Source organism: Pyrococcus woesei (genome assembly GCF_050496105.1).
GTDB classification, from domain to species: Archaea; Methanobacteriota_B; Thermococci; order Thermococcales; family Thermococcaceae; genus Pyrococcus; species Pyrococcus furiosus.
The window spans coordinates 233137-257138 of record NZ_CP179867.1 but is presented as its reverse complement, the minus strand read 5'-3'; the positions used below and the strand labels follow the sequence as shown (position 1 = coordinate 257138).

The 24002-nt window shown below is 40.5% G+C and carries 27 protein-coding genes; 12 read left to right on the top strand and 15 right to left on the bottom strand.

Annotation, left to right across the window (positions count from 1 at the left end):
- Positions 1–3 precede the first annotated feature (3 nt).
- Positions 4–702: an acetate--CoA ligase II subunit beta gene (gene acdBI, locus ACMFNG_RS01520; RefSeq protein WP_011012928.1), complete on the top strand. Its 699-nt coding sequence runs from the start codon at positions 4–6 to the stop codon at positions 700–702.
- Positions 703–806: 104 nt separating this feature from the next.
- On the top strand, positions 807–1139 hold the full coding sequence (locus tag ACMFNG_RS01515; protein ID WP_011012927.1) for a hypothetical protein: 333 nt from the start codon (positions 807–809) through the stop codon (positions 1137–1139).
- Between the two features lie 2 nt (positions 1140–1141).
- Here ACMFNG_RS01515 and ACMFNG_RS01510 read toward each other — a convergent pair whose 3' ends face one another.
- Positions 1142–2164: an RNA-guided pseudouridylation complex pseudouridine synthase subunit Cbf5 gene (locus tag ACMFNG_RS01510; protein WP_011012926.1), complete on the bottom strand. Its 1023-nt coding sequence runs from the start codon at positions 2162–2164 to the stop codon at positions 1142–1144.
- A 112-nt stretch (positions 2165–2276) separates the two neighbouring features.
- Between ACMFNG_RS01510 and pfkC the strand changes: the two genes are divergently transcribed.
- Genes pfkC through ACMFNG_RS01495 form a run of 3 tightly spaced genes read left to right on the top strand, consistent with a single transcriptional unit; the run spans position 2277 to position 6392 of the window.
- Complete coding sequence (pfkC, locus tag ACMFNG_RS01505) at positions 2277–3641, top strand: ADP-specific phosphofructokinase (protein WP_011012925.1); 1365 nt, start codon at positions 2277–2279, stop codon at positions 3639–3641.
- A 40-nt stretch (positions 3642–3681) separates the two neighbouring features.
- Positions 3682–4869, top strand: a complete 1188-nt coding sequence (locus tag ACMFNG_RS01500; protein ID WP_011012924.1) for a molybdopterin molybdotransferase MoeA — start codon at positions 3682–3684, stop codon at positions 4867–4869.
- Positions 4851–6392 (top strand): hypothetical protein, encoded by a 1542-nt coding sequence (locus tag ACMFNG_RS01495; protein ID WP_011012923.1) that lies wholly within the window; start codon positions 4851–4853, stop codon positions 6390–6392. The genes ACMFNG_RS01500 and ACMFNG_RS01495 overlap by 19 nt, the downstream gene beginning before the upstream one ends.
- Here the strand turns inward: ACMFNG_RS01495 and rnhB are convergent.
- Genes rnhB through ACMFNG_RS01480 form a run of 3 tightly spaced genes read right to left on the bottom strand, consistent with a single transcriptional unit; the run spans position 6360 to position 8646 of the window.
- Positions 6360–7034 carry a ribonuclease HII gene (gene rnhB / locus ACMFNG_RS01490; protein WP_011012922.1) on the bottom strand — a complete coding sequence of 225 codons (675 nt, stop codon included), beginning with the start codon at positions 7032–7034 and terminating at the stop codon, positions 6360–6362. The two genes, ACMFNG_RS01495 and rnhB, sit on opposite strands and share 33 nt — an antisense overlap.
- Positions 7034–7861, bottom strand: coding sequence for a metal ABC transporter permease (locus tag ACMFNG_RS01485; protein WP_011012921.1), 828 nt, complete (start codon positions 7859–7861; stop codon positions 7034–7036). Before ACMFNG_RS01485 ends, rnhB begins: the two co-directional genes overlap by 1 nt.
- On the bottom strand, positions 7858–8646 hold the full coding sequence (locus ACMFNG_RS01480; protein WP_011012920.1) for a metal ABC transporter ATP-binding protein: 789 nt from the start codon (positions 8644–8646) through the stop codon (positions 7858–7860). Before ACMFNG_RS01480 ends, ACMFNG_RS01485 begins: the two co-directional genes overlap by 4 nt.
- Before the next feature lie 171 nt (positions 8647–8817).
- On the opposite strand from ACMFNG_RS01480, the gene glyA reads away from it, so the two are divergent.
- The 4 genes from glyA to ACMFNG_RS01460 are packed head-to-tail and all read left to right on the top strand — an operon-like array spanning position 8818 to position 11871.
- The gene (gene glyA / locus ACMFNG_RS01475) at positions 8818–10101 is read left to right on the top strand and encodes a serine hydroxymethyltransferase (protein ID WP_011012919.1); all 1284 of its coding nucleotides are present in this window, start codon (positions 8818–8820) and stop codon (positions 10099–10101) included.
- A gap of 42 nt (positions 10102–10143) precedes the next feature.
- On the top strand, positions 10144–10866 hold the full coding sequence (locus ACMFNG_RS01470; protein WP_288073401.1) for a TIGR02253 family HAD-type hydrolase: 723 nt from the start codon (positions 10144–10146) through the stop codon (positions 10864–10866).
- Positions 10826–11401 (top strand): ASCH domain-containing protein, encoded by a 576-nt coding sequence (locus ACMFNG_RS01465; protein WP_011012917.1) that lies wholly within the window; start codon positions 10826–10828, stop codon positions 11399–11401. Before ACMFNG_RS01470 ends, ACMFNG_RS01465 begins: the two co-directional genes overlap by 41 nt.
- A gap of 14 nt (positions 11402–11415) precedes the next feature.
- Positions 11416–11871 carry a COG2426 family protein gene (locus tag ACMFNG_RS01460; protein ID WP_011012916.1) on the top strand — a complete coding sequence of 152 codons (456 nt, stop codon included), beginning with the start codon at positions 11416–11418 and terminating at the stop codon, positions 11869–11871.
- A gap of 15 nt (positions 11872–11886) precedes the next feature.
- On the opposite strand, the gene ACMFNG_RS01455 is transcribed toward ACMFNG_RS01460, so the two are convergent.
- The 8 genes from ACMFNG_RS01455 to ACMFNG_RS01420 form a co-directional block, all read right to left on the bottom strand.
- On the bottom strand, positions 11887–12927 hold the full coding sequence (locus ACMFNG_RS01455) for an ABC transporter substrate-binding protein (protein WP_014835570.1): 1041 nt from the start codon (positions 12925–12927) through the stop codon (positions 11887–11889).
- Positions 12928–13006: 79 nt separating this feature from the next.
- Positions 13007–13549 (bottom strand): 2-oxoacid:ferredoxin oxidoreductase subunit gamma, encoded by a 543-nt coding sequence (locus ACMFNG_RS01450; RefSeq protein ID WP_011012914.1) that lies wholly within the window; start codon positions 13547–13549, stop codon positions 13007–13009.
- Positions 13546–14391, bottom strand: coding sequence for a 2-oxoacid:ferredoxin oxidoreductase subunit beta (locus tag ACMFNG_RS01445; protein WP_011012913.1), 846 nt, complete (start codon positions 14389–14391; stop codon positions 13546–13548). The genes ACMFNG_RS01450 and ACMFNG_RS01445 overlap by 4 nt, the downstream gene beginning before the upstream one ends.
- Entirely contained in the window at positions 14388–15551 is a 1164-nt protein-coding gene (locus ACMFNG_RS01440) for a 2-oxoacid:acceptor oxidoreductase subunit alpha (protein WP_011012912.1), read from the bottom strand. Before ACMFNG_RS01440 ends, ACMFNG_RS01445 begins: the two co-directional genes overlap by 4 nt.
- A complete protein-coding gene (locus ACMFNG_RS01435; RefSeq protein ID WP_011012911.1) occupies positions 15544–16059 on the bottom strand; it encodes a 2-oxoacid:ferredoxin oxidoreductase subunit gamma in 516 nt (171 codons plus the stop codon). Before ACMFNG_RS01435 ends, ACMFNG_RS01440 begins: the two co-directional genes overlap by 8 nt.
- A gap of 3 nt (positions 16060–16062) precedes the next feature.
- Positions 16063–16911 carry a 2-oxoacid:ferredoxin oxidoreductase subunit beta gene (locus ACMFNG_RS01430; protein WP_011012910.1) on the bottom strand — a complete coding sequence of 283 codons (849 nt, stop codon included), beginning with the start codon at positions 16909–16911 and terminating at the stop codon, positions 16063–16065.
- Entirely contained in the window at positions 16911–18101 is a 1191-nt protein-coding gene (locus ACMFNG_RS01425; protein WP_011012909.1) for a 2-oxoacid:acceptor oxidoreductase subunit alpha, read from the bottom strand. Before ACMFNG_RS01425 ends, ACMFNG_RS01430 begins: the two co-directional genes overlap by 1 nt.
- Before the next feature lie 2 nt (positions 18102–18103).
- Entirely contained in the window at positions 18104–18364 is a 261-nt protein-coding gene (locus ACMFNG_RS01420) for a 2-oxoglutarate ferredoxin oxidoreductase subunit delta (protein ID WP_011012908.1), read from the bottom strand.
- A 168-nt stretch (positions 18365–18532) separates the two neighbouring features.
- Between ACMFNG_RS01420 and ftsY the strand changes: the two genes are divergently transcribed.
- Positions 18533–19501 (top strand): signal recognition particle-docking protein FtsY, encoded by a 969-nt coding sequence (ftsY, locus tag ACMFNG_RS01415; protein WP_011012907.1) that lies wholly within the window; start codon positions 18533–18535, stop codon positions 19499–19501.
- Entirely contained in the window at positions 19494–19772 is a 279-nt protein-coding gene (locus ACMFNG_RS01410; protein ID WP_011012906.1) for a DUF167 domain-containing protein, read from the top strand. Before ftsY ends, ACMFNG_RS01410 begins: the two co-directional genes overlap by 8 nt.
- Here ACMFNG_RS01410 and ACMFNG_RS01405 read toward each other — a convergent pair.
- On the bottom strand, positions 19761–20438 hold the full coding sequence (locus ACMFNG_RS01405; protein WP_011012905.1) for a metal-dependent hydrolase: 678 nt from the start codon (positions 20436–20438) through the stop codon (positions 19761–19763). The two genes, ACMFNG_RS01410 and ACMFNG_RS01405, sit on opposite strands and share 12 nt — an antisense overlap.
- Before the next feature lie 108 nt (positions 20439–20546).
- On the opposite strand from ACMFNG_RS01405, the gene ACMFNG_RS01400 reads away from it, so the two are divergent.
- On the top strand, positions 20547–21710 hold the full coding sequence (locus ACMFNG_RS01400) for an OBG GTPase family GTP-binding protein (protein ID WP_011012904.1): 1164 nt from the start codon (positions 20547–20549) through the stop codon (positions 21708–21710).
- Here the strand turns inward: ACMFNG_RS01400 and ACMFNG_RS01395 are convergent, their stop codons facing one another.
- Together ACMFNG_RS01395 and ACMFNG_RS01390 are read right to left on the bottom strand one after the other, a co-directional pair.
- On the bottom strand, positions 21711–22784 hold the full coding sequence (locus tag ACMFNG_RS01395) for a cell wall-binding repeat-containing protein (protein WP_011012903.1): 1074 nt from the start codon (positions 22782–22784) through the stop codon (positions 21711–21713).
- The gene (locus tag ACMFNG_RS01390) at positions 22781–23941 is read right to left on the bottom strand and encodes a cell wall-binding repeat-containing protein (RefSeq protein WP_149586331.1); all 1161 of its coding nucleotides are present in this window, start codon (positions 23939–23941) and stop codon (positions 22781–22783) included. The genes ACMFNG_RS01395 and ACMFNG_RS01390 overlap by 4 nt, the downstream gene beginning before the upstream one ends.
- Positions 23942–24002 lie beyond the last annotated feature (61 nt).

Genomic DNA, 24002 nt, shown 5'->3' with positions numbered 1-24002 from the left:
GAGATGGACAGGGTTGCTAAGGCTAGGGAAATTATCGAAAAGGCAAAAGCTGAAAATAGACCACTAGTTGAACCAGAGGCCAAGGAGATTCTGAAGCTTTATGGAATTCCAGTACCTGAGTTTAAAGTTGCTAGAAACGAGGAAGAGGCTGTAAAATTTTCAGGAGAGATTGGATATCCAGTTGTCATGAAGATAGTTTCACCTCAGATAATCCACAAGAGCGATGCTGGTGGAGTGAAGATAAACATCAAGAATGACGAGGAAGCTAGAGAAGCTTTTAGAACTATAATGCAAAACGCAAGAAATTACAAGCCCGATGCAGATCTCTGGGGTGTTATAATCTACAGAATGCTCCCCCTGGGAAGAGAAGTTATAGTAGGTATGATAAGAGATCCACAGTTTGGACCTGCAGTGATGTTTGGTCTTGGTGGAATATTTGTGGAAATTCTTAAAGATGTTAGCTTCAGAGTGGCGCCAATAACAAAAGAAGATGCTCTTGAAATGATTAGGGAAATTAAAGCATATCCAATTCTTGCTGGAGCTAGAGGAGAGAAACCCGTTAACATTGAAGCTCTTGCTGACATAATTGTAAAGGTTGGAGAGCTAGCTTTAGAGTTGCCAGAAATCAAGGAAATTGACATAAATCCAATCTTCGCATATGAGGATTCAGCAATTGCCGTAGATGCTAGGATGATTCTTTAGCTCTTTTCGTAATTTTTTATTTCTATATTGAGAAAACCTTAAAAAGAGTGTTGTCCTCAATAAAAATTGGAAAGTATACAATTTCCGGGGGGTATTGAACGGCAATGGAGGAGGAAGAGTCGAGTAGTTTTTTGAGCAGGCTTTTTAGGAAATCCAGTGAGGAAGTTCTTGAACAGGAAATAACTGACGATGCCTATGCTGAACTTAGGCAGTTGCTCATGAGAGCAAAGCCAGAGATTATGGGGGATAAGATTCTTTTACATCTCCCAAGAGCGGAAGTTATCTTAAGGCCAGGGAAGCTAATAATAAAAGCCAAAACAAGAAAAGATGCAGAAAAAATTTTAAGGAACCTCCATCACTATTCTCAGCCCCCTGGGTTATGGCCAGCTTATGGACTCACATATTCATTGAGAAAAGAAAAAACAAGAGTATCATGAATTTAGCTTCTATCTCTTTTTTCCCATAACTTTGGATACCAATCCCTAGGCATGAATACCTTTTCTACATCAACGGCTATTCCTTTTGTTTTTTCTAACATCTCTTGACTCGTCATCATGGCCTTTCCTAAAGCTACTAACTCATCTTTTAATGTCATAATTGCCACTAAATCACCTCTTTTTATCCCTGCATGAAGCTTAGCTATCCCAGGAACTGCCAGATCAGCTCCGTGAGTTACAGCTGCAACTGCTGAGTCTTTTATCCAGACCTTTGGTAGGTGTTCAACCGCCTTTTCCATCGGCTGTATTGCTTTTCTAAAATACTCTTCAATTCCATCTTCTTTCCAGAAGTAATAATAGTCCACAAGATCGTGAAGGGTTATTAAAGTTTCATCTTCTTTGAATGGTCCGCTTCTTGTTCTTCTCAGCTCAGACATATGGGCGCCAACTCCAAGGGCCAGGCCAATGTGGTGAATAAGTGATCTTATGTACGTTCCTGCCTCAACTCCTACTCTAAAGAGAACATCTCTTCCCTCTATTTCAAGAACCTCAATATAGTAAACTTTTCTAGTTCTAAGTCTTCTTTTCACAGCGCTTCTAAGTGGGGGTCTCTGAATTATTTCTCCCTCAAACTCTTTCATTACCTGAATTATCTTGTCCTCTGGTACATCCCCATGAAGATGCATTAATGCTACGTATTCCTTTCCTGCAGGAAGTAGGGCCTGGACTACTCTTGTGGCTTTTTCAAGTGCCACAGGAAGCACGCCACTAACTTTGGGATCTAAAGTTCCTCCGTGTCCTGCTTTTTCGAGATTTAGTATCTTCTTAATCCAGGCAACTACTTCATGACTTGTTGGTCCTGGAGGTTTGTCTAAGTTTATGACTCCAAATTGAATGTGCATTTCTATTGGCCTTTTTTCTGGAGGAAATCCCCAATCAGGATTAGTTTCCGCGTTTTCATCTTTAATTAGAACTTCTCTTTTTATATCTGCTGGAAGTATCCTTCTTACCTCGTCTCTCGCCACTTCCACCACCTACTTTGGATCTCTTTTATCTCCCTAGGCATCTAAATTGAAAAAGTTTTTTAAATAATCTCATTATTATATCCCTGGTCAAATAACACTGAGGGTGGTATTCATGATAGATGAAGTCAGAGAGCTCGGAATATATACTGCCTATAATGCAAATGTTGATGCTATCGTAAACCTGAATGCTGAAATAATTCAAAGGTTAATAGAGGAATTTGGTCCCGATAAAATAAAGAGAAGGCTAGAAGAATATCCCAGAGAAATTAATGAACCGTTAGATTTTGTCGCAAGACTTGTGCATGCACTCAAGACAGGAAAGCCCATGGCAGTTCCCCTCGTTAACGAGGAGTTACATCAATGGTTTGACAAGACTTTCAAATATGATACAGAGAGAATAGGTGGGCAGGCGGGAATTATTGCGAATATACTTGTAGGGTTGAAAGTTAAAAAGGTAATAGCCTACACCCCCTTTCTTCCGAAGAGACTTGCAGAACTCTTCAAGGAAGGGATACTGTATCCAGTAGTCGAGGAAGACAAACTAGTTCTGAAGCCTATTCAAAGTGCTTATAGAGAAGGTGATCCCCTGAAGGTTAATAGGATATTTGAATTTAGGAAGGGGACAAGGTTTAAGCTCGGAGACGAGGTTATCGAAGTTCCCCATTCGGGAAGATTTATTGTCTCTTCAAGATTTGAATCAATTAGTAGGATAGAAACTAAGGATGAATTGAGAAAGTTTTTGCCAGAAATTGGTGAAATGGTTGATGGTGCAATTCTCTCTGGATATCAGGGAATAAGGCTTCAATATTCGGATGGTAAAGATGCAAACTACTATCTTAGAAGAGCAAAAGAGGACATCAGACTGCTTAAGAAGAACAAAGATATTAAGATCCACGTTGAATTTGCGTCAATTCAAGACAGAAGACTGAGGAAGAAGGTCGTGAACAATATCTTTCCAATGGTGGATAGCGTTGGAATGGATGAGGCAGAAATTGCTTACATCCTAAGTGTCCTAGGGTATTCAGATTTAGCTGATAGGATATTTATGTACAACAGGATTGAGGATGCGATACTTGGCGGAATGATAATACTTGATGAGCTAAACTTTGAGATCTTGCAAGTTCACACGATATATTACCTCATGTACATAACTCACAGGGACAATCCATTAAGCGAAGAAGAATTAATGAGGAGTCTTGACTTTGGAACTATACTTGCAGCTACTAGGGCTTCTCTAGGAGATATAAATGACCCAAGAGATGTGAAAGTTGGAATGAGTGTTCCCTATAATGAAAGGAGTGAATACATAAAACTGAGATTTGAAGAGGCAAAAAGAAAATTGAGACTAAAAGAATACAAAGTTGTCATAGTGCCAACGAGACTCGTTCCAAATCCAGTATCTACGGTTGGCCTTGGTGATACTATCTCAACTGGGACATTTCTCAGTTATCTCTCCCTCCTAAGAAGGCATCAGTAAACTCTTTATCTTCATATTACTTTTATGTTTTGGTGGTAAAATGGAGTTCAAGAGGCTTACTCCCTATGAAGAGGCATTGTCCATTGTTCTCAACGACTTGAAAGAGATAGAAGAAGTTGAATATGTTCCGCTTAAAGATGCTCTAGGAAGAGTTCTGGCAGAAGATATTGTTGCTTCATATGACTTGCCTCCCTTTGACAGAGCTGCAGTCGATGGGTATGCAGTAAGAGCTGAGGATACGTTTGAGGCGAGGGAATACTCTCCAGTAGAGTTAGAGGTTATAGAGGAAGTCCCAATTGGAGAGAACCCAAACAAAGAAGTAATAGCTGGAAAGGCAATTAAAGTTTTAACAGGAGGTAAAATTCCCAGGGGTGCTAATGCTGTTATAATGCAGGAGATGGTCAAGAGAGAAGGTAGCAAAATTTACGTTCTAAGACCAGTAGCTCCTGGGCAGAACATATCTTTTGCTGGGGAAGATGTAAAGAAGGGAGATATTGCTCTCAAAAAGGGGACAATACTAAGGCCTCAAGACTTGGCTTTGCTGAAGGCTTTGGGTATTAGAAAGGTTCCAGTAAAGGTGAAACCTAAAGTTGGGATAATTATTACTGGAAGCGAGCTTGTGCAAGAGCCAAGTTTAGAAGAATTTGAGAAAGGCAAAATCGTTGATACAAATTCAATAATGCTATCAGCATTAGTCGAGAGATACTTTGGGGAACCCATTCTATACGGAGTGGTACCAGACAATGAAGACCTGATTAGATCTGCCCTAGAGAAAGCTAAGAGGGAATGCGACCTTGTGCTAATAACAGGAGGTTCTGCCTTTGGAGACATGGATTATGCCCATAAGTTTGTTAATCTTCTCTTCCATGGAACTACAATAAGGCCTGGAAGGCCCATAGGGTATGGAGAAAGAGTTTTCGTAATGAGTGGCTATCCAGTAGCTGTTTTTACTCAGTTTCACTTGTTCGTTAAACATGCCTTGGCGAAGCTTGTTGGAGCTAAGGATTACGAAGTGAAGGTTAGGGCCGTGCTTGAAGATGACGTCCCAAGTCAGCTGGGCAGATATGAGTTTGTAAGGGTAATGTATAGGGATGGAAAGGCAAAAGTGATAAAGAAGAAAGGTAGCGGAATTATAAGTTCCCTTGTCCAAAGCAATGCCTACCTTGTTGTTCCGGAGGATGTGGAGGGATACCGTAGAGGTGAAGAAGTATGGGTGACTCTATATTAAAGAAAAAGTGGAGAGAAATACTGTTTTTCTCCTACCTATCTCTTCTTCTTATTGGTTCCACTTATTATATGGTTGAGTGGGCTAAAGTCGATGACTATATGGGGGATGAAGTGTGGTATGTTTCTGCAACAAGGAACATGCTTGCCCTCCTGGGTATTAAAGTTAGCTACGTGGAAAACGATACTTCGGGTGTAAATATCATATTTAAAGAACCGTTATATTCGGGAAAAGTTATAGTCAATTTCCATGGTTTAAAATTTGAAGGGCTGTATAGGAATTATCCCGAGATCCCAGAATTCGCAAAGAAGCTTGGGGTTAAAGTTGAGATAATTCCTTTCAATTATACTCGTAACGAAAGCAGATGGGAAGATTTGAAGCTCAAAGTGTGGGAAGTAGCTTATAAGCATGTCTTTGTTGAGTATCAATACTATAGTGAGTTTCCCGCGGTATACTACAAAATTCCAGAGAGAAATTTTGAAGCATTTCTGAGGGATGTGGAGAAGATAGAGGGAATAATTGTAATTCCCGGGTATAGGTATCCAGATAAGGAGAACATTCACAAGTATCTAAATACTGAGCATCCATTCCTGGGAAAAGATTTAATCGCTCTGGGAATGCTGATTGAGGATAAGCCTTTCTATTGGAGGGTTCCAGGTATAATAGAGCATTTCATATTGGTAATTATTGTTGCTTACGTTACATATAGACTTACAAAGAGTTACCTTGCAACTTCGATATCCTCCCTCTTTATAGCTGCAGATCCGTTGTTATTCTCAACGGGCATAGTTGCCATGCTTGATATTCATGTAGCGTTCTTTGTTGGGTTGTTTTTGTTCTTCATTGTTCTAAATCGACTTAGACTTGCGGGCTTTACCCTTGGGTTAGCTGCAGCAAGTAAATTGAGCGGGGCCTTTGTCTTTCCAGTTCTCTGGGTAAAAATTATTAGGGAGAAAGGGCTAAAGGAACTTCTCATATCTGGGATAATACTCCCAATAATTGGCTTTTTAATACCAGAGTTGCCAATTATAAAGGCAATTGGGTTTATTCCATGGCTACAAGAATTTTTATCAAGCTTTGCTTGGCATTTAAGTTATAAGGGGGAGCATCCAGCAGAAGCTCCATTTTGGATGTGGTTCTTCTCTGCAAAACCCTTCCCATTCCATTACAATCCAGATGTATACGCAGTTACAGATCCAATTCTTATGGTCTCAATGATTGCATTTCTATTTGCAGTTCCTTATGTTTCTAGAAAAGTAAAAGGACTTGCAGAAATCTTCTGGATGTTCTGGTCAATAGTGGGATTCTTTGCACTTCAGTATCTTTTGGGAGGAAAAACGCAATTTATATTCTATGCAACGCCACTAATTCCGCCTGCAGCTGTTGCCATGGGAGTCATTAGCTATGAAATAATAAAGTGGGAGTACTTCGAAAAATCTTTGAAGATCTACTGGGAGTGGATCAAAGAATATGGAAGGTTGTGGATAGACTTTCTAAGGTTTCTTAAAGAATTTATCAAGCGTTAGCTGGGATTTTTTGGCTTTAATGCTTTCCTCTATTTTTCTTACAGTTTCCCAGGTTCGTCTGACTATTGGAGGGAAAGAGTTGTGTTTTTTGTAGTACTCTTCAAGCCATTTCTTGGTTTTTGGATCACTTGGATACCCAGAGCCAAAGTCTCCATATTGCTTTTTTAATTTTTCAATTTCCTCATCCCTAACAACCTTTGCAAGTATTGAAGCTGCTGAAACTACTGGATACTTTGCATCGGCCTTGTGTTCGGCAATAATCTTCGCCTTATAATTGAGTCTTCTCTCTATCAAGCTTGCAAATCTATTGGCATCTACATCCGCTGCATCAGCGTATATAAGAGCTGGTTTTATCTGAAGCGAATTTAGGGCGAGAGCAAACTTCTCTACCTCTAACTCGTTCATTGTTCCTGATCTATTGTCGATTTCTTCTGGGGATACTATCACTATTTTGTAATCATCCGCTATTGAGGTTATCTGGGAAAATAAATTCTTCCTTTCATGGGGTGTTAGTTGTTTGGAGTCTTTTACTCCAATGTTTCTGAGCTTCTCAATGTTTTTCTCATCAACGACGACAGTAGCTACTACTAATGGCCCTATCGCTGGTCCTCTTCCTGCTTCGTCAATTCCCCCTATTTTCATTATTCTCTCCTCCTGGATATTATTCCTCCATAGATTATACCCAAGATTATTGTGGCAACTCCACTGGGAGGAATGTTAGAGTAATAGCCAAAAATTACCGAGAAAAGTTGGATTATTAATGTTAAGGAGAGACTTATGAAAACAAGCTCTCTGATGTTTTTTGCGATCCTTATCCCTATGGCCCCAGGCAAGACTGAAAGTACTTGGAGTGTTATTAAACCGACTGTCTTTACAATCAACCCCGCGATTGCTCCAACTAAAAGATATAGAATCACAAGATATAACCCCGGCTTTCCTCCATGACTCTCGAGACCTTCGGGATCAAAGCTTAGGTAAACAAAATCCCTATAAAAGGCAAGCATTAGCATTAATGCTATTCCGCCCCCAATTGTCAATATCCAGAGATCTCTGAAAGTAGTTAAGAATATTTCACCAGTAAGGTAACTCACAATGCTCTCTGATAGACCGAAGTATGGCTTGGAAGCCATAACTTTATATAACACTCCAAAACCGAGAAGAGTTAGCCCTGCAACAATCCCAGTCATAGTTCCGACTGAAGTATCTGGGGAATAGCCCGCCAATTCGAGTTTGGCAATGATTAAGGTGGTAATAACAACAACTACTAGGGAAATAGGAAAAATTAGCTCTAAGTTGTTAGTTACTAACCCCACTATCATTCCCAAGATGGCTCCTAATAAAAGGGAATGAAATGTTGCATGGGTTAAAAAGGCTATTCTTTTCATATTTATCAAGGGACTAAGAAAACCGAGCAAAACTCCTGTAATTAGGCTTGCAAATATTGCCCTAACTAGATACTCGTCGATCATATTTTCCCACCTCCTAAATGAACGTCACCAATTATGCAGTACACCCTTTCTCCAACTTTGACGGTTTTAGATGAGGGGCCATAAATTGTGCTGATAACTTCATCTCTCAGAACCTCTTCTGGACTTCCAAAGGCCACCAACTTTTTATTTATCAGCATAACTTTGTCTCCAATTTCTATGAGGGGATTAACATCGTGAGTAGTTATTATCATCGTTAGGTTTAATTCCTCCTTTATCTTGGAGAGCGTTGAAGTAACTGTGGCCTTTGCCTTTGGATCTAATGCGGAGATAGGTTCATCTAGCAACAATATTTTTGGATCAGACATTAGGGCTCTTGCTATTATAACTCGCTGTTTTTGTCCTCCACTTAATTCTCTAAATGGTTTATTTGCCAGGTTTTTAATTCCTAAAAATCCAAGAACTTCCAAGCTTTTCTTAACTATTTCACTTGGAACGTTAAAGTGGACGATTCCTTCTTTATACAATCCTCCCATGGTCACGACTTCTAGCACTGTTAGGGGAATTTCCGAATTCAAGGTTATGGTTTGGGGAACATATGCCACATACCCTCTACTTTCCCTTGGGGATTTCCCTAAAACAGTTATTTTTCCAGTATATTCCGAATGAATTCCGGCTATAACTTTTAATAGTGTAGTTTTGCCAGCTCCGTTTGGCCCAAGCAATAACAGTGTTTCTCCCTCTTTTAATTTGAATGTTAAATTTTTCACCGCAACTTTTCCATTGTAAGTTATCGTGAGATCCTCTGCTTCAATAACATTTTCCATTGTTTCTCCCCCCATAGTTTTTGTCTTGGCATCAGTTTTTAAAAGACATTTTGTCAAGTTTTCTTCTTAGTAAAGATTGTGAAAAAGATAGTAAACTCAACAATTATCGAATTTCCTGGGCAAACCTTTAAATTATATGATCATGAAATAGTGTATCGAGGTGAATTTTCGATGACATATAAGGAGTATAGAGACAAGGTTCTAAACTTTATAGAGGAGCATGAAAAATGGAGAAGCCACACTATAAACCTCATTGCAAGTGAAAACATAACATCCCCGAGTGTAAACAGAGCCGTTGCTTCAGGCTTCATGCACAAGTATGCTGAGGGCTGGCCGAAGCAGAGGTACTATCAGGGATGTAAATACGTTGATGAGGTTGAGCTCATTGGAGTAGAGCTATTCACAAAGTTATTTAAGAGTGATTACGCTGATTTAAGACCAATTTCTGGAACTAATGCAAATCAGGCGGTATTCTTTGGTCTTGGACAACCAGGTGACAAGGTTATAGTTCTTCACACTAGCCACGGAGGTCACATAAGCCACATGCCCTTCGGAGCTGCTGGAATGAGAGGACTAGAAGTACACACTTGGCCATTTGACTTTGAGAGCTTTAACATCGATGTTGATAAGGCAGAGAAAATGATAAGGGAGTTAGAACCAAAGATAGTGATGTTTGGTGGCTCACTATTCCCATTTCCACACCCAGTAAAGGAACTAGCTCCAGTGGCTAAGGAGGTTGGTGCCTTTGTTGTCTATGATGCCGCTCACGTACTAGGTCTCATAGCTGGAGGAGAGTTCCAGGATCCACTTAGGGAAGGAGCAGACATAATGACAGCTTCAACACACAAGACATTCCCAGGTCCTCAGGGTGGAGTTATACTCTACAAAAAGTTTGCAGACGATGAAACAATAGCAAAGTTACAATGGGCAATATTCCCAGGAGTAGTGAGCAATCACCACCTTCACCACATGGCTGGTAAGGTTATTACAGCAGCAGAAATGTTGGAGTATGGTGAAGCGTATGCAAAGCAGATAGTTAAGAATGCTAAGGCTCTTGCTGAAGCTTTGGCTGAAGAGGGGTTCAAGGTTATCGGTGAAGATCAAGGCTATACAAAGAGCCACCAAGTTATAGTGGACGTAAGTGACCTACACCCAGCCGGTGGAGGATGGGCTGCTCCACTTCTTGAAGAAGCTGGAATAATCCTCAACAAGAACCTACTTCCATGGGATCCACTTGAAAAAGTCAACGAGCCCAGTGGATTAAGAATTGGAGTTCAAGAGATGACAAGAGTTGGAATGATGGAAGATGAAATGAGAGAAATCGCCCACTTCATCAAGAGAGTTCTAATAGATAAGGAAGATCCAAAGAAGGTCAGAAAGGATGTCTACTACTTCAGGCTAGAGTACCAGAAGGTTTACTACTCCTTCGACTATGGCCTACCAATGAAGGAGTGAAGTTTTTAATTTCTTTTTTCTCACTTATTTTTGTGAGTTGTCATGAGGAGAATCAAGGTGATATTTTTTGATTTGGATGATACTTTGGTTGATACTAGCAAATTAGCTGAAGTAGCTAGAAAGAATGCTATTGAAAACATGATCAGGCATGGAATGCCTGTTGATTTTGATACCGCATATAACGAGCTTTTGGAACTAATAAAAGAGTATGGAAGTAATTTCCCTTATCACTTTGATTATCTTCTCAGGAGGTTAGATTTGGAATACAATCCGAAGTGGGTTGCGGCTGGAGTTATAGCCTATCACAATACAAAGTTCACTTATCTTAGAGAAGTTCCTGGGGCTAGGAAAACTCTATTGAGACTCAAGAAAGAAGGTTACATGACTGGGATCATAACAGATGGAAATCCAATAAAACAGTGGGAAAAAATTCTGAGATTGGAGCTTGATGATTTCTTTGAGCACGTTATAATTTCAGACTTTGAGGGAGTTAAGAAACCTCATCCAAAAATATTTAAGAAGGCCTTAAAGGCCTTCAATGTGAAACCAGAGGAGGCTATTATGGTTGGAGATAGGCTATATTCCGATATATATGGAGCTAAAAACGTGGGCATGAAGACGGTCTGGTTTAAGTATGGAAAGTATGCTGAATTAGATCTGGAGTACAAGGAATACGCTGATTATGTAATTACAGAACTTCCTCAGCTTCTGGAGGTGCTAGAACGTGAAAACGGTTCAGATAAGGAAGTTCATTCTTCTGGATAATAAATACAAAGGGAAAATCCTGAGGGGTGATAAGGTAACAACAATCAGATACGGGAAGTATGAGGCGAAACCTGGGAGTGAAGTGTACATAGTGATAACCCCAAGTGACACTGCAATAGCTAAGGCCAGAATAAAAGATGTCAGGGTAAAGAAGGTTAAGGAGCTAACAACCCAGGACGCCCAGTTAGATGGGTTTTCGGATGTGAAAGAGTTAGTTAGGGAGTTATCGAGAATATACGGAGAGCTTTACGGAGAAGATGAAGTTACAATAATTGAGTTTGAGGACATAAGACCTTTAAAGGAAGGAATACCTCTCAAACTTCTCAAAGGGTTAAACTATAGGGATCCCTATGAAATTACGAGATTAACTTTAGAGAATTTTGATAGGCTGAACTTGGGTGAAGACATTAGAATAATCCTTACTAGAATTTTAGAAAAGGGGTTGAGAGAAGCGGCAAAGAATTTTGGTCCTAAGAGGCTCCAACAAGCTCTTTTAAAAGCATATCATTCTCTCTACGAGGCTGGACTAATTTAGAGGGGGTGATACATATGAGCTTTTTAGAAGTTTTTGTGATGTCACTCATTCCAACTTTTGAAGGGAGGTATGCTGTTGTTTATGGAATCCAACGCGGATATGGAATTTTTGAAAGTATAATGGCTGCTATCTTAGGGGTTATAATCTTATCCTTGGTACTTCCCTATGCCCTTCCCTACATCGATAAAATCATGGAGCTTTTGATGTCTACCCCCCTGGGAAAAATATCTAAGCTTTACATCTATTATTTAGAAAGGACTAGGAAAAAAGCCAGTCCATATGTAAAAAAATGGGGCTTTTTGGGTTTAGTAGTCTTTGTTGCAATACCTCTCCCTGGGACAGGCATTTGGACTGGTTCATTAGCTGCCTATGTCCTGGGAATAGATAAAAAATCTACAATTCCCGCACTCTTAATTGGTGGTCTCTTAAGCTTAGCTATAACCACTCTACCCACAATAAGTCTTCATTAAAAAATAAAGAAAAAGTCATGAAGAAGCAACGGCACAAGCCTTGGGTTGGTAAGCGTAGTTAAATGCTTCGGGATGAATGAAATATGCTATCTCTTGAAGTGCTAGAACAATTCTTGGCCCAGGTCTGGATATTATGTTGTCATCACTAATTACATAAACTCTCCCATTCTTCACAGCGTCTGTATTTGCTAGAGGTGTGTTGCATAGATCTCCTGGATTAACGCCTGCGTGGTATGAAATTATGATCACTTCAGGGTTTCTCGCCACTATGTCTTCTGCGCTGACTTTCTTCCATCCCTCGATATCGCTAAAGATGTTTTCTCCCCCAGCCATTGTTATTAAGCTATCTATGAATGTTCCTTTTCCTGTCGTCCAGTATCCATCCCAGTAACCTAAAAGGTAGAAGACTTTTGGCCTGGAGGCATTTGAGACCTTACTCTCTACATCCTCCACTATAGCCTTCATATAGTTTACAACTCCGACAGCTTCCTCCTCCCTGTTAACAACTTTTCCTAACTTGATTATCCACTCGTAGATTTCGTCAATGTTCTTTGGATCAACGATTATTACTGGAGCGATTTCTTGTAACTTGTCAAGATACTGCATGTGCATACTAGTTCCTATTATGAGGTCAGGATTTAAGGATGCAATTACCTCTATGTTTGGATCAGAAAATCCTCCAATTATTGTCCTTCCTTCCTTTACATCTGGTGGGAAATCGTCGAACTTTGTAACTCCCACCACCTTATCAAGTGCTCCTATAAAGTACAGAGTCTCGGTAATGCTGGGGGCAAGAGAAACTATCCTCTCTGGCTCCTTTTCTATTTTAACTTCTCTTCCAAGTGAATCGACTATTGTAATTGGATACTTCTGGGGAGTCATTGTTTGGGTTACCGTTACTGTTTGTGTAACTGTTTCCACTACTTTTTCTGTTTTTGTTATTGTTGTTGTTTCTGGTGCTGATGGAGTTGTTGGAATTGTTGAGGTACCTCCTCCTATACATCCACTAATCCACACAAGCACTATGAGCAGAAATACAGGTATGGCTCTTTTCATGTGATTCCCTCCTTGGATTAATCATCCAACAGTAAAGAGAATAGTTTAAAAAGTTTTGGATAAAAAATCCAAGAAGAAACTACTTCTCAGAAAGCTCGAAACCCTTGTGTAGAGCTTTTAAATTTATTTTTTCGGTGCCTTTAGGGACGGAGTCTAAAACGGCTTTTTCTATGCTCTCCTTTTTCACAATTTTAGTAATCCCTACAAAATATCCTAGGGTGAGGATATTCATTGTTAGACTGAGACCAGTTGTTTCTTCTGCTATTTTTGTTAGGGGAAGGGCATGCACTTCTTTGTCCTTTTCTAGTTCTGGATCTCTGTGGGGGATTAAGTCTTCTTCTAGAATTACAATACCTCCTTTTTTAACTAAGGGCAAATACTTATTGTACGCCTGTTGACTTAGCAAAATTGCATAATCTGGACTAACTGTTTTTGGGTAATCTATAGGCTCATCACTTATCACAACTTCAGCTCTACTCGCGCCTCCTCTTGACTCGGGGCCATAAGCTTGAGTCTGAACAGCATATAGTCCTTCATAGACAGCTGCAGCCCTTCCAAGAATTACACTCGCCAATATTATACCCTGGCCTCCAAATCCTCCCAAAAGAATTTCCTTCCTCATTCTTCCCACCCCATGATCTTCTTTGCTCTCTTAATGTACTCCATGTATTCTCTAACGAGCCCTGGCCTATCTCTATCGACGAACTCCCCAATAACTATCTTTCCTTCCAACTCCTCAGGTTTCATGTTCTTTGCTTTGCTTATAGGAACTGTTATCTCTTGATACCATCTAATAATTTCTGGAGCACTCTTCATTCTGTTTCTCCTTCCGAAACTAATTGGACAGGGGCTGAGGAACTCCACGAGAGTAAATCCTTCCTTGCTGAGTGCTTTCTTTATGCTGTTTATTCCTTGAATATAGTTGAAAACTGTCCATCTTGCCACGTAATTTGCGCCAGCAGCGACTGCAAGTTGTGCTATGTCAAATGGATTTTCAAACTGTCCATAGGGGGCTGTAGTTCCCCTAAGTCCCTTTGGAGTTGTTGGTGCGACTTGTCCTCCAGTCATCCCGTAGGTGAAGTTGTTGATTAGTATAACAGTCACATCTAGGTTCCTTCTAATTGCATGAATTAAGTGATTTCCTCCTATAGCAGCCGCATCCCCGTCTCCCATAAAAGCTATTATCTTTAGCTCTGGGTTCGCTAGCTTAATTCCAGTAGCAAAGGCCAACGCTCTACCGTGGGTAGTGTGGAGGCCATCAAAGTTCACGAATCCAGGAACTCTCGAAGAACATCCTATCCCACTTACCCAAACTATTTTATCTGGATCAAGTCCCAGGTCATCAATTGCCCTAAGTGTAAATTGTAGAACTGAACCAATTCCACAGCCTGGGCAAAAGATTGTGGGGAGCATGTCTTTTCTTAGGTATTTGTCTCTAATTTCATAAGCAGAAACAAGTTTCATTTAAACTCCCTCCTTATGAACTCGAAAATTTCCATTGGAGTGTGAACTTCCCCACCAATCTTGCTAATGAGCTTAACCTCAGCTTTTCCATTTGCTCCTTCTTTGATTAAATGATATAGTTGCCCTAAATTCATTTCTGGAACGTAAAGCTTGTCAACCCTTTCGGCTATTCTCTCTATTAATTCGAAATCGAAAGGCCATATTGTTTCTATTTTTAAAAGTCCTGCCTTTATTCCTTCTTCTCTGAGCATTTTTACAGCCCTAAGAGCTGATCTTGCCACTATTCCGGTGGCCACAACTCCTATCTCTGCATCTTCGAGTTCGTAAGTTTCATAGGTAAAGATATCTTTCTTGTTTTTCTCTATCTTCTCCACTATTCTCTTAATTAGCCTTTCATGGACTTCTCTATCAACTGTTCTGGGTCTACCCTTCTCGTCATGAGTTAATCCTGTAACATATGTCCTGTATCCTTTTCCGAAGATTGGCATTGGTGGTACTCCATCTCCGTGAGGATCTCCAAATGGCAGCTTAGCCTCCTCCTCATTCCTGGGAAGCTTTCTATTTATTATCTCTATCTCGTCTGGATTTGGAATGTATACTCTTTCTCTCATATGCCCAACTTCGGCATCTGTTAGAAGAATAACGGGAGTTCTGTATTTTTCCGATAGATTGAAGGCCCTTATCGTGAAGTCAAAGGCCTCTTGAACTGTGGAGGGGCTTAGGACAATTAAGCTATGATCCCCATGTGTTCCCCATATAGCTTGCATAATATCCCCCTGTGCTGGCAGAGTGGGTTGTCCCGTTGATGGTCCGCTCCTTTGCACGTCTACTATTACTACTGGTGTTTCGGTCATTACCGCATAACCAATGTTCTCCTGCATTAAGCTAAACCCAGGACCAGAAGTAGCAGTCATGGCCTTAGCTCCTGCCCAAGAGGCTCCTATTGCTGCCGCAATGCTTGCGATCTCATCCTCCATCTGTATAACTACTCCATCTACAAGGGGCATATAAAGGGCCATAGCCTCAAATATCTCGCTTGCGGGTGTAATTGGGTAGCCTGCATAAAATCTACATCCAGCTAAGATTGCGGCTCTTGCTATGGCCTCGTCTCCCTGAATGAAATCAGGTTCTCCCACAGGAAAGGGAAATCTTTTATTCATTCATGCTCACCTCTAAACCCTTTCTAAATGCTTTAATGTTTATCTCCTCAGTTCCTTTTGGAACTCTCCTTCTTATCGCTTCTTCAACACTTTCGGGCTTTACAATCTGAGTTTTTCCTATTAAATACCCCAAAGCTACCATGTTGACTGTTAGGGCTAGGCCTGTTGTCTCTTCTGCTATTCTTGTAAAAGGGGCGCCAATGTACTCTCTATCGGGTTTTACAAGGTCAGTATCTATTATTAGGATTCCATCTTTTTTTAACTTGGACTTCGCTGTTTCATAACCCAGCTGATGCAATGCCACAAGAACATCAGCTTCAGTTACCATTACATCGTAAATTTCCTCATTAGAGATTATTACATCAGCTATTGAGTGCCCTCCTCTGGAAGCTGAGCTATAATCTTGAGTCTGAAGTACTCTCAATCCTTCTATTGCAGCGGCCTCCCCTAATATTACCCCTGCCAAAACGACACCTTGTCCTCCAATACCTGCAAACCTTATTTGCATCTCTCACTCCTCCTTAAACTTACTTTGAACTTCCCTAATGAGCTTGTTCAATTCCCCTACAAACTCAGGTTTTCTTCTGTTGACGAATTCTCCAACTATAAACTTTCCTTCAAGCTCTTCTTCACTCATATTCTTTGCTTTGCTTATGGGGACAGAGTTCTTTAAGAACCATCTCAGCATTTCTGCTGGCTGCTTCATTTTATTTCTCCTTCCAAACTGAACTGGACACTGAGAAATAACTTCAACTAGGGAGAATCCTTTGGTTGTAATAGCTTTCTTTATGCTTTCAATCAATTGATAGACGTGAGCTGTAGTCCACCTAGCCACATAAGAAGCTCCAGCCGCAGCAACTGTCTCGGCTATATTTAGAGGGTGTTCAATGTTCCTATATGGGGTTGTGGTCGTTATTGCACCGAAAGGCGTTGTCGGAGCTACCTGTCCTCCAGTCATTCCATAAATGAAGTTGTTAACAAGGATTACAGTAATGTCTATGTTCCTTCTTGCAGCGTGAATTAAGTGATTTCCCCCAATGCTTGCCAGGTCCCCATCTCCACTTATTACCACAACATACTTATCTGGAAGTCCTACCTTAACTCCAGTGGCAAATGCAATCGCTCTCCCGTGAGTTGTATGAAGAGTGTCTGCAAGGAAGTAAGGTGAGGCTATCCAAGCGGAACATCCAATTCCACTTACAACAACTAAGTCCCGCGGATCGATCTTTAGCTGGTCAATTGCATTTGCAAAAGCATTTAATACAGTTCCTCCTCCACACCCTGGGCAAAGAGCTGTTGGGAGGGCCTCTTTTCTGAGATACTTAACCATCGGATACTTAGAATAAATCTCTTTGGCCATCAAGCAACACCCCTAATCTCTCTCAAAATTTCTTCAACGGTTATGGGAACTCCACCAATTTTGTTTACGCCCTTTAGAATAACGTCATCATTTACAAATCTCTGAACTTCTAAGATCAGTTGCCCCAAATTCATTTCTGGAACGAGAATTGCTCTCACTTTCTTACCGAGCTCTCTCATTTTTTCTCCTGGGAAGGGATGAACGGTCTTTGGCACGAAAAGACCAGCCTTTATTCCCTCTTCTCTCGCCTTTTTTACAGCTCCTAGGGAGGGTCTAGCAGAAACTCCCCAGCTTACAACTAAAATCTCTGCGTCGTCAGTGAAATACTCGTTGTATTTCTCATAAATATGCCTGTTTTTCTCAATTTTCTTGTGTAATCTTCTAACCAATCTGTCATGAACTTCAGGAGTGTAAACATCTCTGAGCCCGTTCTCTTTGTGGGTTGAGCCAGTTACGTGGGTAAAGTATCCTTTTCCGAAGATTGGCATTGGTGGTACTCCATCTCCGTGAGGATCTCCAAATGGCAGCTTAGCCTCCTCCTCATTCCTGGGAAGCTTTCTATATGATATCTCAACTTCATCGGGATCGGGAATTCTTATCTGCTCTCTTGTATGTCCTAGAATTCCATCAAAAAGAACTATCACCGGGGTTCTTAATTGTTCAGCTATATTAAATGCTCTTATAGTTTCCCAAAATGCATCTTCAACGCTTATGGGAGAGACAGCTATTATAGGATGATCCCCATGGGTTCCCCATCTCGCTTGGAAGAAGTCTCCTTGGGCTCCCTTAGTGGCTTGACCTGTAGATGGCCCACTTCTCTGCACGTCTACTATTACTACTGGTGTTTCGGTCATTACCGCATAACCAATGTTCTCCTGCATTAAGCTAAACCCAGGACCAGAAGTAGCAGTCATGGCCTTTAATCCAGTCCATGAAGCTCCAATAATTGCTGCTATGCTTGCGATCTCATCCTCCATCTGCAGATAATATCCTCCTACCTTTGGAAGTTCCCTCGCCATTGTTTCGGCAATCTCGCTTGAGGGGGTTATTGGGTAGCCTGCATAAAATCTACATCCAGCAAAAATGGCTCCATAAGCTATGGCCTCATCTCCCATCATGAAATAATTGCCCGCTCTATACAATTTTCTAAGAAGGGCTTTTTGTTCAGGTTCATCTCCCCTTATTATCATTTCTACCACCTAACTGCAATGGCGAAGTCTGGACACAATAATTCACAGAGCTTACACCTTACGCATTTATCTGCATGAACTGGGATTGGATAGTGGACACCCTTTTCACTGAGCTCTTTGCTCCATTCAAAAACCTTCCTGGGACACATTTCTACACATATTCCGCATCCTTTGCAGAGAAAAGTATCAATACTGATCTCAACGGCGTTTGTTTTTCCAATAACGAGATAGCCATCTTTATTAATTTGGACATTTTCCCCCACTTGTAATCCCCTTCAGAGTTTACATTTGTAAACATTTAAAGCTTTCGTAAATGGGCATTGATGTTCAAAAAAGGGACAATGATCATGAGTATTAATAATGGAAAGGTGTAGTATGGAAAAAGTAAAAGTTAAAGCGACTTTCATACTACCAAAGACGGGGGAAGTACAATGTTTGGAAAGCTTAGAGAGAAGCTAAAGTCATTCGTGAAAAGAGTTGAAGAAGAAGTCGAAAAGGAAGAGGAGGAAGTTGAGAAAAAGGGGTTATTGGATAGAATACTGACTGTTGAAATTAAGGAAAAGGACGTTGACAAAGCCTTGGATGAGCTTGAAATTGATCTTCTTGAAGCTGACGTCGCTCTTGAGGTTGTCGATGCATTAAGAGAAAAGATAAAACAAAAGCTTGTAGGTAAAAAAGTTAGAATTGGAACTGATAAAGGAAAAATAATAGAAGAGGCCGTTAAGGAGGCAGTTTCCGAAATCTTGGAGACTTCTAGGAGAATAGACCTAATTGAGGAAATTAGAAAAGCGGAAAAGCCCTACGTTATTATGTTTGTGGGATTCAACGGTTCGGGAAAAACAACCACGATAGCAAAGCTGGCTAATTGGCTTAAAAATCACGGATTTAGTGTCGTTATAGCTGCAAGTGACACTTTTAGGGCAGGGGCAATAGAGCAATTGGAGGAGCATGCTAAAAGAATTGGTGTAAAAGTAATAAAACACTCCTATGGAGCTGATCCTGCGGCTGTTGCATATGATGCAATACAACATGCCAAAGCTAGGGGAATAGATGTCGTTCTTATCGATACAGCGGGGAGAAGCGAGACAAACAGGAATTTAATGGATGAAATGAAGAAAATTGCAAGAGTTACAAAGCCAAATCTTGTCATATTTGTTGGGGATGCATTGGCTGGAAATGCCATCGTTGAACAGGCTCGCCAGTTTAACGAAGCAGTTAAGATCGATGGGATCATATTAACAAAGCTTGATGCAGATGCTAGGGGAGGAGCAGCTTTAAGCATCAGCTATGTAATAGATGCTCCAATCCTCTTTGTAGGAGTAGGACAAGGATACGATGATCTAAGACCATTTGAAAAGGAATGGTTCTTAGAGAGAATATTTGGTGAGGAAAATGCTTAGAGAAACTTCAGAAGGAGTAATTTTATCAGTCATAGTAGCTCCCAACGCTAGAGAAACAAAAATTGTTGGTATAGATGGAACTAGGGGTAGAGTGAAAGTAAATGTAGCGGCACCACCAGTAAAAGGAAAAGCAAACAAGGAGTTAATGAAGTTCTTCAAAAAACTTTTCGGGGCAGAAGTTGTTATAGTAAGAGGTGAAACCTCTAGAGAGAAAGATCTCCTTATAAAAGGAATTACGAAGAAAGAAGTGATAGAGAAATTAGAGCTCTAAAGATTCCCCTGGTTTTAGAATGACAACCTTTGCTTTTTCTCCTACCAACTTCTTGAACTCTTCTGGATCAGCAGCAATAGGTGGCCAGGTGTTGTAATGCATTGGGATGACATGTCTTGGCTTTAGGAGTTCAACAGCTTTTGCTGCTTCTCTAACACCCATTGTGAAGTGACCACCTATTGGAAGTAGAGCAACGTCAATTGGGCCATATAGCTCTGCAAATAACTCCATGTCTTTGAATACGTAGGTATCTCCAGCGTGGTATATTGTTACTCCGTCGAGCTTCACTATGTACCCACAGGCGTTTCCTATGCTGTACTTTCCATCGCTACTTGAATGCCAAGCAGGAACTTGAACTATCTCCACTTCATCGACCTTAGTGGGTCCATAGTTCATCCCTATTGTCTCAACTCCCTTGTACTTCTCTGCTATGTAGTTTGCCAGATCATACATTGCAACAACCTTTGCTCCTGTTCTCTTAGCTATAGTTCCGACATCTCCGAGGTGGTCTCCATGGGCGTGGGTGACTAAAATTAGGTCTACACTCTTAAAGTCGTCTGGCTTAGCGCTTGCGACTGGATTTCCGCTTAGGAATGGGTCTATTAGGATTTTTTTGCTTCCCTCTATGTAGAAAGCTGCGTGTCCGAGAAATGTTACTTTCACCATCTCCACCACCCAGGAATATAATAACAAAAGCTTACTATAAACTTTTCGTGGTTAGCTTTATAAAAGTTCTAATTTTCTATCTTTTAGAAGTTCTGAGGGTGTTCAGCAATGCCAACGAACGTTACTGCTGAATATCTAGCAGCGGAAGAGGAATATAGGAATGCCAAGACTATTCCAGAGAAGATTCGGGCACTTGAGAAAATGTATGCCTTAGTTCCAAAGCATAAAGGAACAGAAAAGCTTAGATTACAAATTAAACGAAAACTTGCAGAGCTTAGGAAAGAGCTAGAAAAGCAGAGACAGCAGAGAAAGGGTGGAGGTTATTCTTTAGCTGTAAAAAAGGAGGGAGCGGCTCAAATAGTGTTGGTTGGATTGCCGAATGTAGGCAAGTCTGAACTTTTAAAGGCCCTAACGGGAGTCGATGTTGAGAGTGCTGATTATCCCTTCACAACAACTGAGCCTGTTCCAGCAATGTTGAATTATAAAGATGTTCAAATTCAGTTGGTAGAAGTCCCTGGGCTAATTGAGGGGGCTGCCCTTGGTAAAGGAATGGGGCCTCAGCTTCTTGCAGTTGTTAGAAATGCCGATGCTATCGCCATTGTTGTGGATTTGAGCGAAGATCCAGTTCGTCAGATGAATATTCTCCTTCAAGAATTTGAAAGGGCGGGAATTAAGGTCAACAAAAAGAAGCCAAAAGTTGAAATAAGGAAAACTCCAAGCGGTGGAATTGTGATTAATGGAATTGAGAACATTAAGGGAGATATTGATGAAGTCATGAAGATGTTAAGAGAGGAAAAGATACACTCTGCGGAGATAACAGTTATGGAACCAGTTACTCTTGAGGAGTTTGCTGATGCCTTAGATGATAGTCTTGTGTGGAAGAAGGCGATTATAATAGCAAACAAGGGAGATGCCCCTGGGAGCAGAGCAAATTACGAAAAATTAGTGAAAGCATTTGGAGAAAGGTTTAAAATAATTCCAGTTTCCGCCAAGAAGAGAATAAACTTGGAGGCGGTGAAGGAGGCCATATATGAAATTGCAGATATAATTAGGGTGTTCACAAAAAGCCCAGGGGAAGAGCCAGCTTATCCACCCATTGCTTTGAGAAAAGGTGCAACAGTCCAGGATGTTGCTGAGAGGATTCATAAAGATTTAGTGAAAAACTTCAAATACGCGAGAGTGTGGGGGAAGAGTGTAAAGTTCCCAGGGCAGAGGGTTGGATTAGACCATGTTTTGGAAGATGGGGATATAGTGGAAATTCACGCGAGATAACTATCTTCCTCTCCATTGTTTTGTTCTAATTTCCCTTAGCTTTTTCTTAGCTTTGTTTATGTATTGGATTGCCTCAGCTATTCTACCAGCTTTTAGGGCTTCTTGAGCTTTGTTAAGGAGGTCTTTTACTTCACTAACGTCGTATCCAAGCTTTTCTAATCTAGATGTTACAATTTGCAGCATTCTTAGTTCCACCTGGATTTCAATTCCGGGAGATTTTGGAGATATGTTGGCTAGCAAAATCACCTTCTCTGCTAACAGTTTGGCCTGAAGAGAGAGAATGTACGCTTTTTGATAGTTGCCTCTTTCAAACTGTATTTTTGCCATTCCTAGCAGTCTTTTTGCTTGATCGAGAAGATTCACGGGAGACGGAAGTTCTGGGTTTGGTTCTCCTAATATCTTTTCCGCTCTTATTATTGTTATTTCTGCTCTCTTTATTGCCTCATTTGCAATGGCTGGAGTTATCTCTACTTCAATATACGTGGCATTTTGTAGATATTTTCTAAATCTCGCCATAATCGCCATTGAATATGGGCTTTCAATGATTGTAATTTTACTGGAGGGAATCTTGGGTATCTCAGTTGTATTTTGTGATACAAATATTGGAATAGAGTATTTCATTTTTTTGGCCTTTACTATTCCAGGCAGGTCCCACCCATGGATTATAACTATATTAACTCTCTTGAATATGTCTGGATAATCTTTTAAAAGATATTGAACTACTGCCTTTGAAGTTTCAACTCTTGTTTCACCCCAAATTCTGGTCCTTGGAACCCCTAAACTTTCAAGTACTTTTTCATATTCTGGAACAACGGCCTTTGGTCCTCCAATTATCATAACAAAGGAAGGATTTTTTTCTAAAATATCCTCCACAACGCTTTCATTGTATAATCCCCAAGGCGTTACAACTAATTCCGCATTTAAAACCTCTGCAACTTTTTCTGCAAGAGTTAAGTCTGCTTCATTGTCGCTAACTAGGATAACTATCCCATGAACTTGAGAAGCGACTTCTCCTGGAATTGTTGACGTTATAATGAAAGATAAAAGGAGGAGAGTTAAAGGCTTAAACTTCATTCTTCTTCACCTTTTTTCTCAGCTTTTTTGTGTACAATCATTTCCCTAATCTTCATTCTTAACTCTTTTTCTATTTCTGCTATAAGTTGTCTGGCTGTATCGATGTCCTTGTTCTTCAGTGCCTCTTTTGCCTGTTCGATCTTATCTAATATCTCTGTAACGTTGGCTCCTTTGGCTTGTAGTCTTAGGGCTACCATTTCGAGCACTCTTACCCTAACTCTAAGTTTGAATGCTATGTCCTTTGCAAACTTTTCATCAAACTTTTCGCTAACTCTCCTTATGACTACTTCAGCTATGTTCTTTGATGCAACTGCAAGTCCATAAGCTCTTCCGTAGTAGCCTTCTTCATATGCCTTCTTGGCTTCTTCTAAGTGTCTCTTAGCGTTCTCTAGTAGTGGAATGACTCCAGGAATTGTTACGTTTTGTTGTGTCATATTGTTTACTAATTCTTCAGCTAAGTTTACCCTTTCTTCTGCAAGGTTTATTGCTCTCTCAGCAATATTTTGGGTTATGTTCTCAATAACTTCTTCTGTTACATTTTTCACTCTCTCGCGGATTTTTTCTTTAATTTTTTCCATTATTTTCTCGTGTTGTCTGTTCTTTATTATCTCAACACCGTTGAATTTGTTAATTATTGTTATGCTGACATTTGAGTCCTTTATGAATATTGGAATCATGAACTTCTTTCCTCTAAGGTGGATTATCCCTGCTAAGTCCCATCCATGCACTATTGCCACTCTTACCTTCTTTTCAAACCCTGGGAACATTTGTGAAATCTTGTTTACTGCATCAACTGCAGTTTCGACTCTAGTGTTGCCCCAGGCTCTTATGTATGTTATTCCCAAAGCTTCAAGGTCTTCCTCGTAAGCCTTCACTACAGCTCTTGGACCTCCTATTATTATTACTAGATCTGGATCTAGTGATGTTATCTCTGCTGTAACGTTCTCCTCATAGACCCCCCACTTGGTAACAACTACAGATGCATTAAGTACCTCGGCTATCTTTTCGGCTAATGTTACATCTGCCTCGTTGTCACTTACAAGTATTACTACTGAACTGTATTCTGCAGTTGTTGATGTAGCTGCTGTAACTCCTGGCACTACACCCATACTTAAAACCAACATTGCTACTACCAACAGACTTAGCACACCTCTCATGGCCATCACCATTTTAATGTAAGGCCAAGAACTAAAAAAGGAATTTCGTGTTTCTAAAAAG

What these genes read in the sequence shown, in the direction of transcription:
- ACMFNG_RS01460 (WP_011012916.1), top strand. Translation starts at nt 11,416, where the DNA reads ATGAGCTTTTTAGAAGTTTTTGTGATGTCACTCATTCCAACTTTTGAA.
- ACMFNG_RS01450 (WP_011012914.1), bottom strand. Translation starts at nt 13,549, where the DNA reads ATGAGGAAGGAAATTCTTTTGGGAGGATTTGGAGGCCAGGGTATAATA.
- ACMFNG_RS01430 (WP_011012910.1), bottom strand. Translation starts at nt 16,911, where the DNA reads ATGGCCAAAGAGATTTATTCTAAGTATCCGATGGTTAAGTATCTCAGA.
- ACMFNG_RS01480 (WP_011012920.1), bottom strand. Translation starts at nt 8,646, where the DNA reads ATGGAAAATGTTATTGAAGCAGAGGATCTCACGATAACTTACAATGGA.
- rnhB (WP_011012922.1), bottom strand. Translation starts at nt 7,034, where the DNA reads ATGAAAATAGGGGGAATTGACGAAGCAGGAAGAGGACCAGCGATAGGG.
- ACMFNG_RS01435 (WP_011012911.1), bottom strand. Translation starts at nt 16,059, where the DNA reads ATGCAAATAAGGTTTGCAGGTATTGGAGGACAAGGTGTCGTTTTGGCA.
- ACMFNG_RS01410 (WP_011012906.1), top strand. Translation starts at nt 19,494, where the DNA reads ATGCTTAGAGAAACTTCAGAAGGAGTAATTTTATCAGTCATAGTAGCT.
- ACMFNG_RS01515 (WP_011012927.1), top strand. Translation starts at nt 807, where the DNA reads ATGGAGGAGGAAGAGTCGAGTAGTTTTTTGAGCAGGCTTTTTAGGAAA.
- ACMFNG_RS01440 (WP_011012912.1), bottom strand. Translation starts at nt 15,551, where the DNA reads ATGAATAAAAGATTTCCCTTTCCTGTGGGAGAACCTGATTTCATTCAG.
- ACMFNG_RS01395 (WP_011012903.1), bottom strand. Translation starts at nt 22,784, where the DNA reads ATGAAGTTTAAGCCTTTAACTCTCCTCCTTTTATCTTTCATTATAACG.
- ACMFNG_RS01425 (WP_011012909.1), bottom strand. Translation starts at nt 18,101, where the DNA reads ATGATAATAAGGGGAGATGAACCTGAACAAAAAGCCCTTCTTAGAAAA.
- ftsY (WP_011012907.1), top strand. Translation starts at nt 18,533, where the DNA reads ATGTTTGGAAAGCTTAGAGAGAAGCTAAAGTCATTCGTGAAAAGAGTT.
- ACMFNG_RS01455 (WP_014835570.1), bottom strand. Translation starts at nt 12,927, where the DNA reads ATGAAAAGAGCCATACCTGTATTTCTGCTCATAGTGCTTGTGTGGATT.
- ACMFNG_RS01470 (WP_288073401.1), top strand. Translation starts at nt 10,144, where the DNA reads ATGAGGAGAATCAAGGTGATATTTTTTGATTTGGATGATACTTTGGTT.
- ACMFNG_RS01390 (WP_149586331.1), bottom strand. Translation starts at nt 23,941, where the DNA reads ATGAGAGGTGTGCTAAGTCTGTTGGTAGTAGCAATGTTGGTTTTAAGT.
- ACMFNG_RS01400 (WP_011012904.1), top strand. Translation starts at nt 20,547, where the DNA reads ATGCCAACGAACGTTACTGCTGAATATCTAGCAGCGGAAGAGGAATAT.
- ACMFNG_RS01500 (WP_011012924.1), top strand. Translation starts at nt 3,682, where the DNA reads ATGGAGTTCAAGAGGCTTACTCCCTATGAAGAGGCATTGTCCATTGTT.
- pfkC (WP_011012925.1), top strand. Translation starts at nt 2,277, where the DNA reads ATGATAGATGAAGTCAGAGAGCTCGGAATATATACTGCCTATAATGCA.
- ACMFNG_RS01485 (WP_011012921.1), bottom strand. Translation starts at nt 7,861, where the DNA reads ATGATCGACGAGTATCTAGTTAGGGCAATATTTGCAAGCCTAATTACA.
- acdBI (WP_011012928.1), top strand. Translation starts at nt 4, where the DNA reads ATGGACAGGGTTGCTAAGGCTAGGGAAATTATCGAAAAGGCAAAAGCT.
- glyA (WP_011012919.1), top strand. Translation starts at nt 8,818, where the DNA reads ATGACATATAAGGAGTATAGAGACAAGGTTCTAAACTTTATAGAGGAG.
- ACMFNG_RS01445 (WP_011012913.1), bottom strand. Translation starts at nt 14,391, where the DNA reads ATGAAACTTGTTTCTGCTTATGAAATTAGAGACAAATACCTAAGAAAA.
- ACMFNG_RS01405 (WP_011012905.1), bottom strand. Translation starts at nt 20,438, where the DNA reads ATGGTGAAAGTAACATTTCTCGGACACGCAGCTTTCTACATAGAGGGA.
- ACMFNG_RS01495 (WP_011012923.1), top strand. Translation starts at nt 4,851, where the DNA reads ATGGGTGACTCTATATTAAAGAAAAAGTGGAGAGAAATACTGTTTTTC.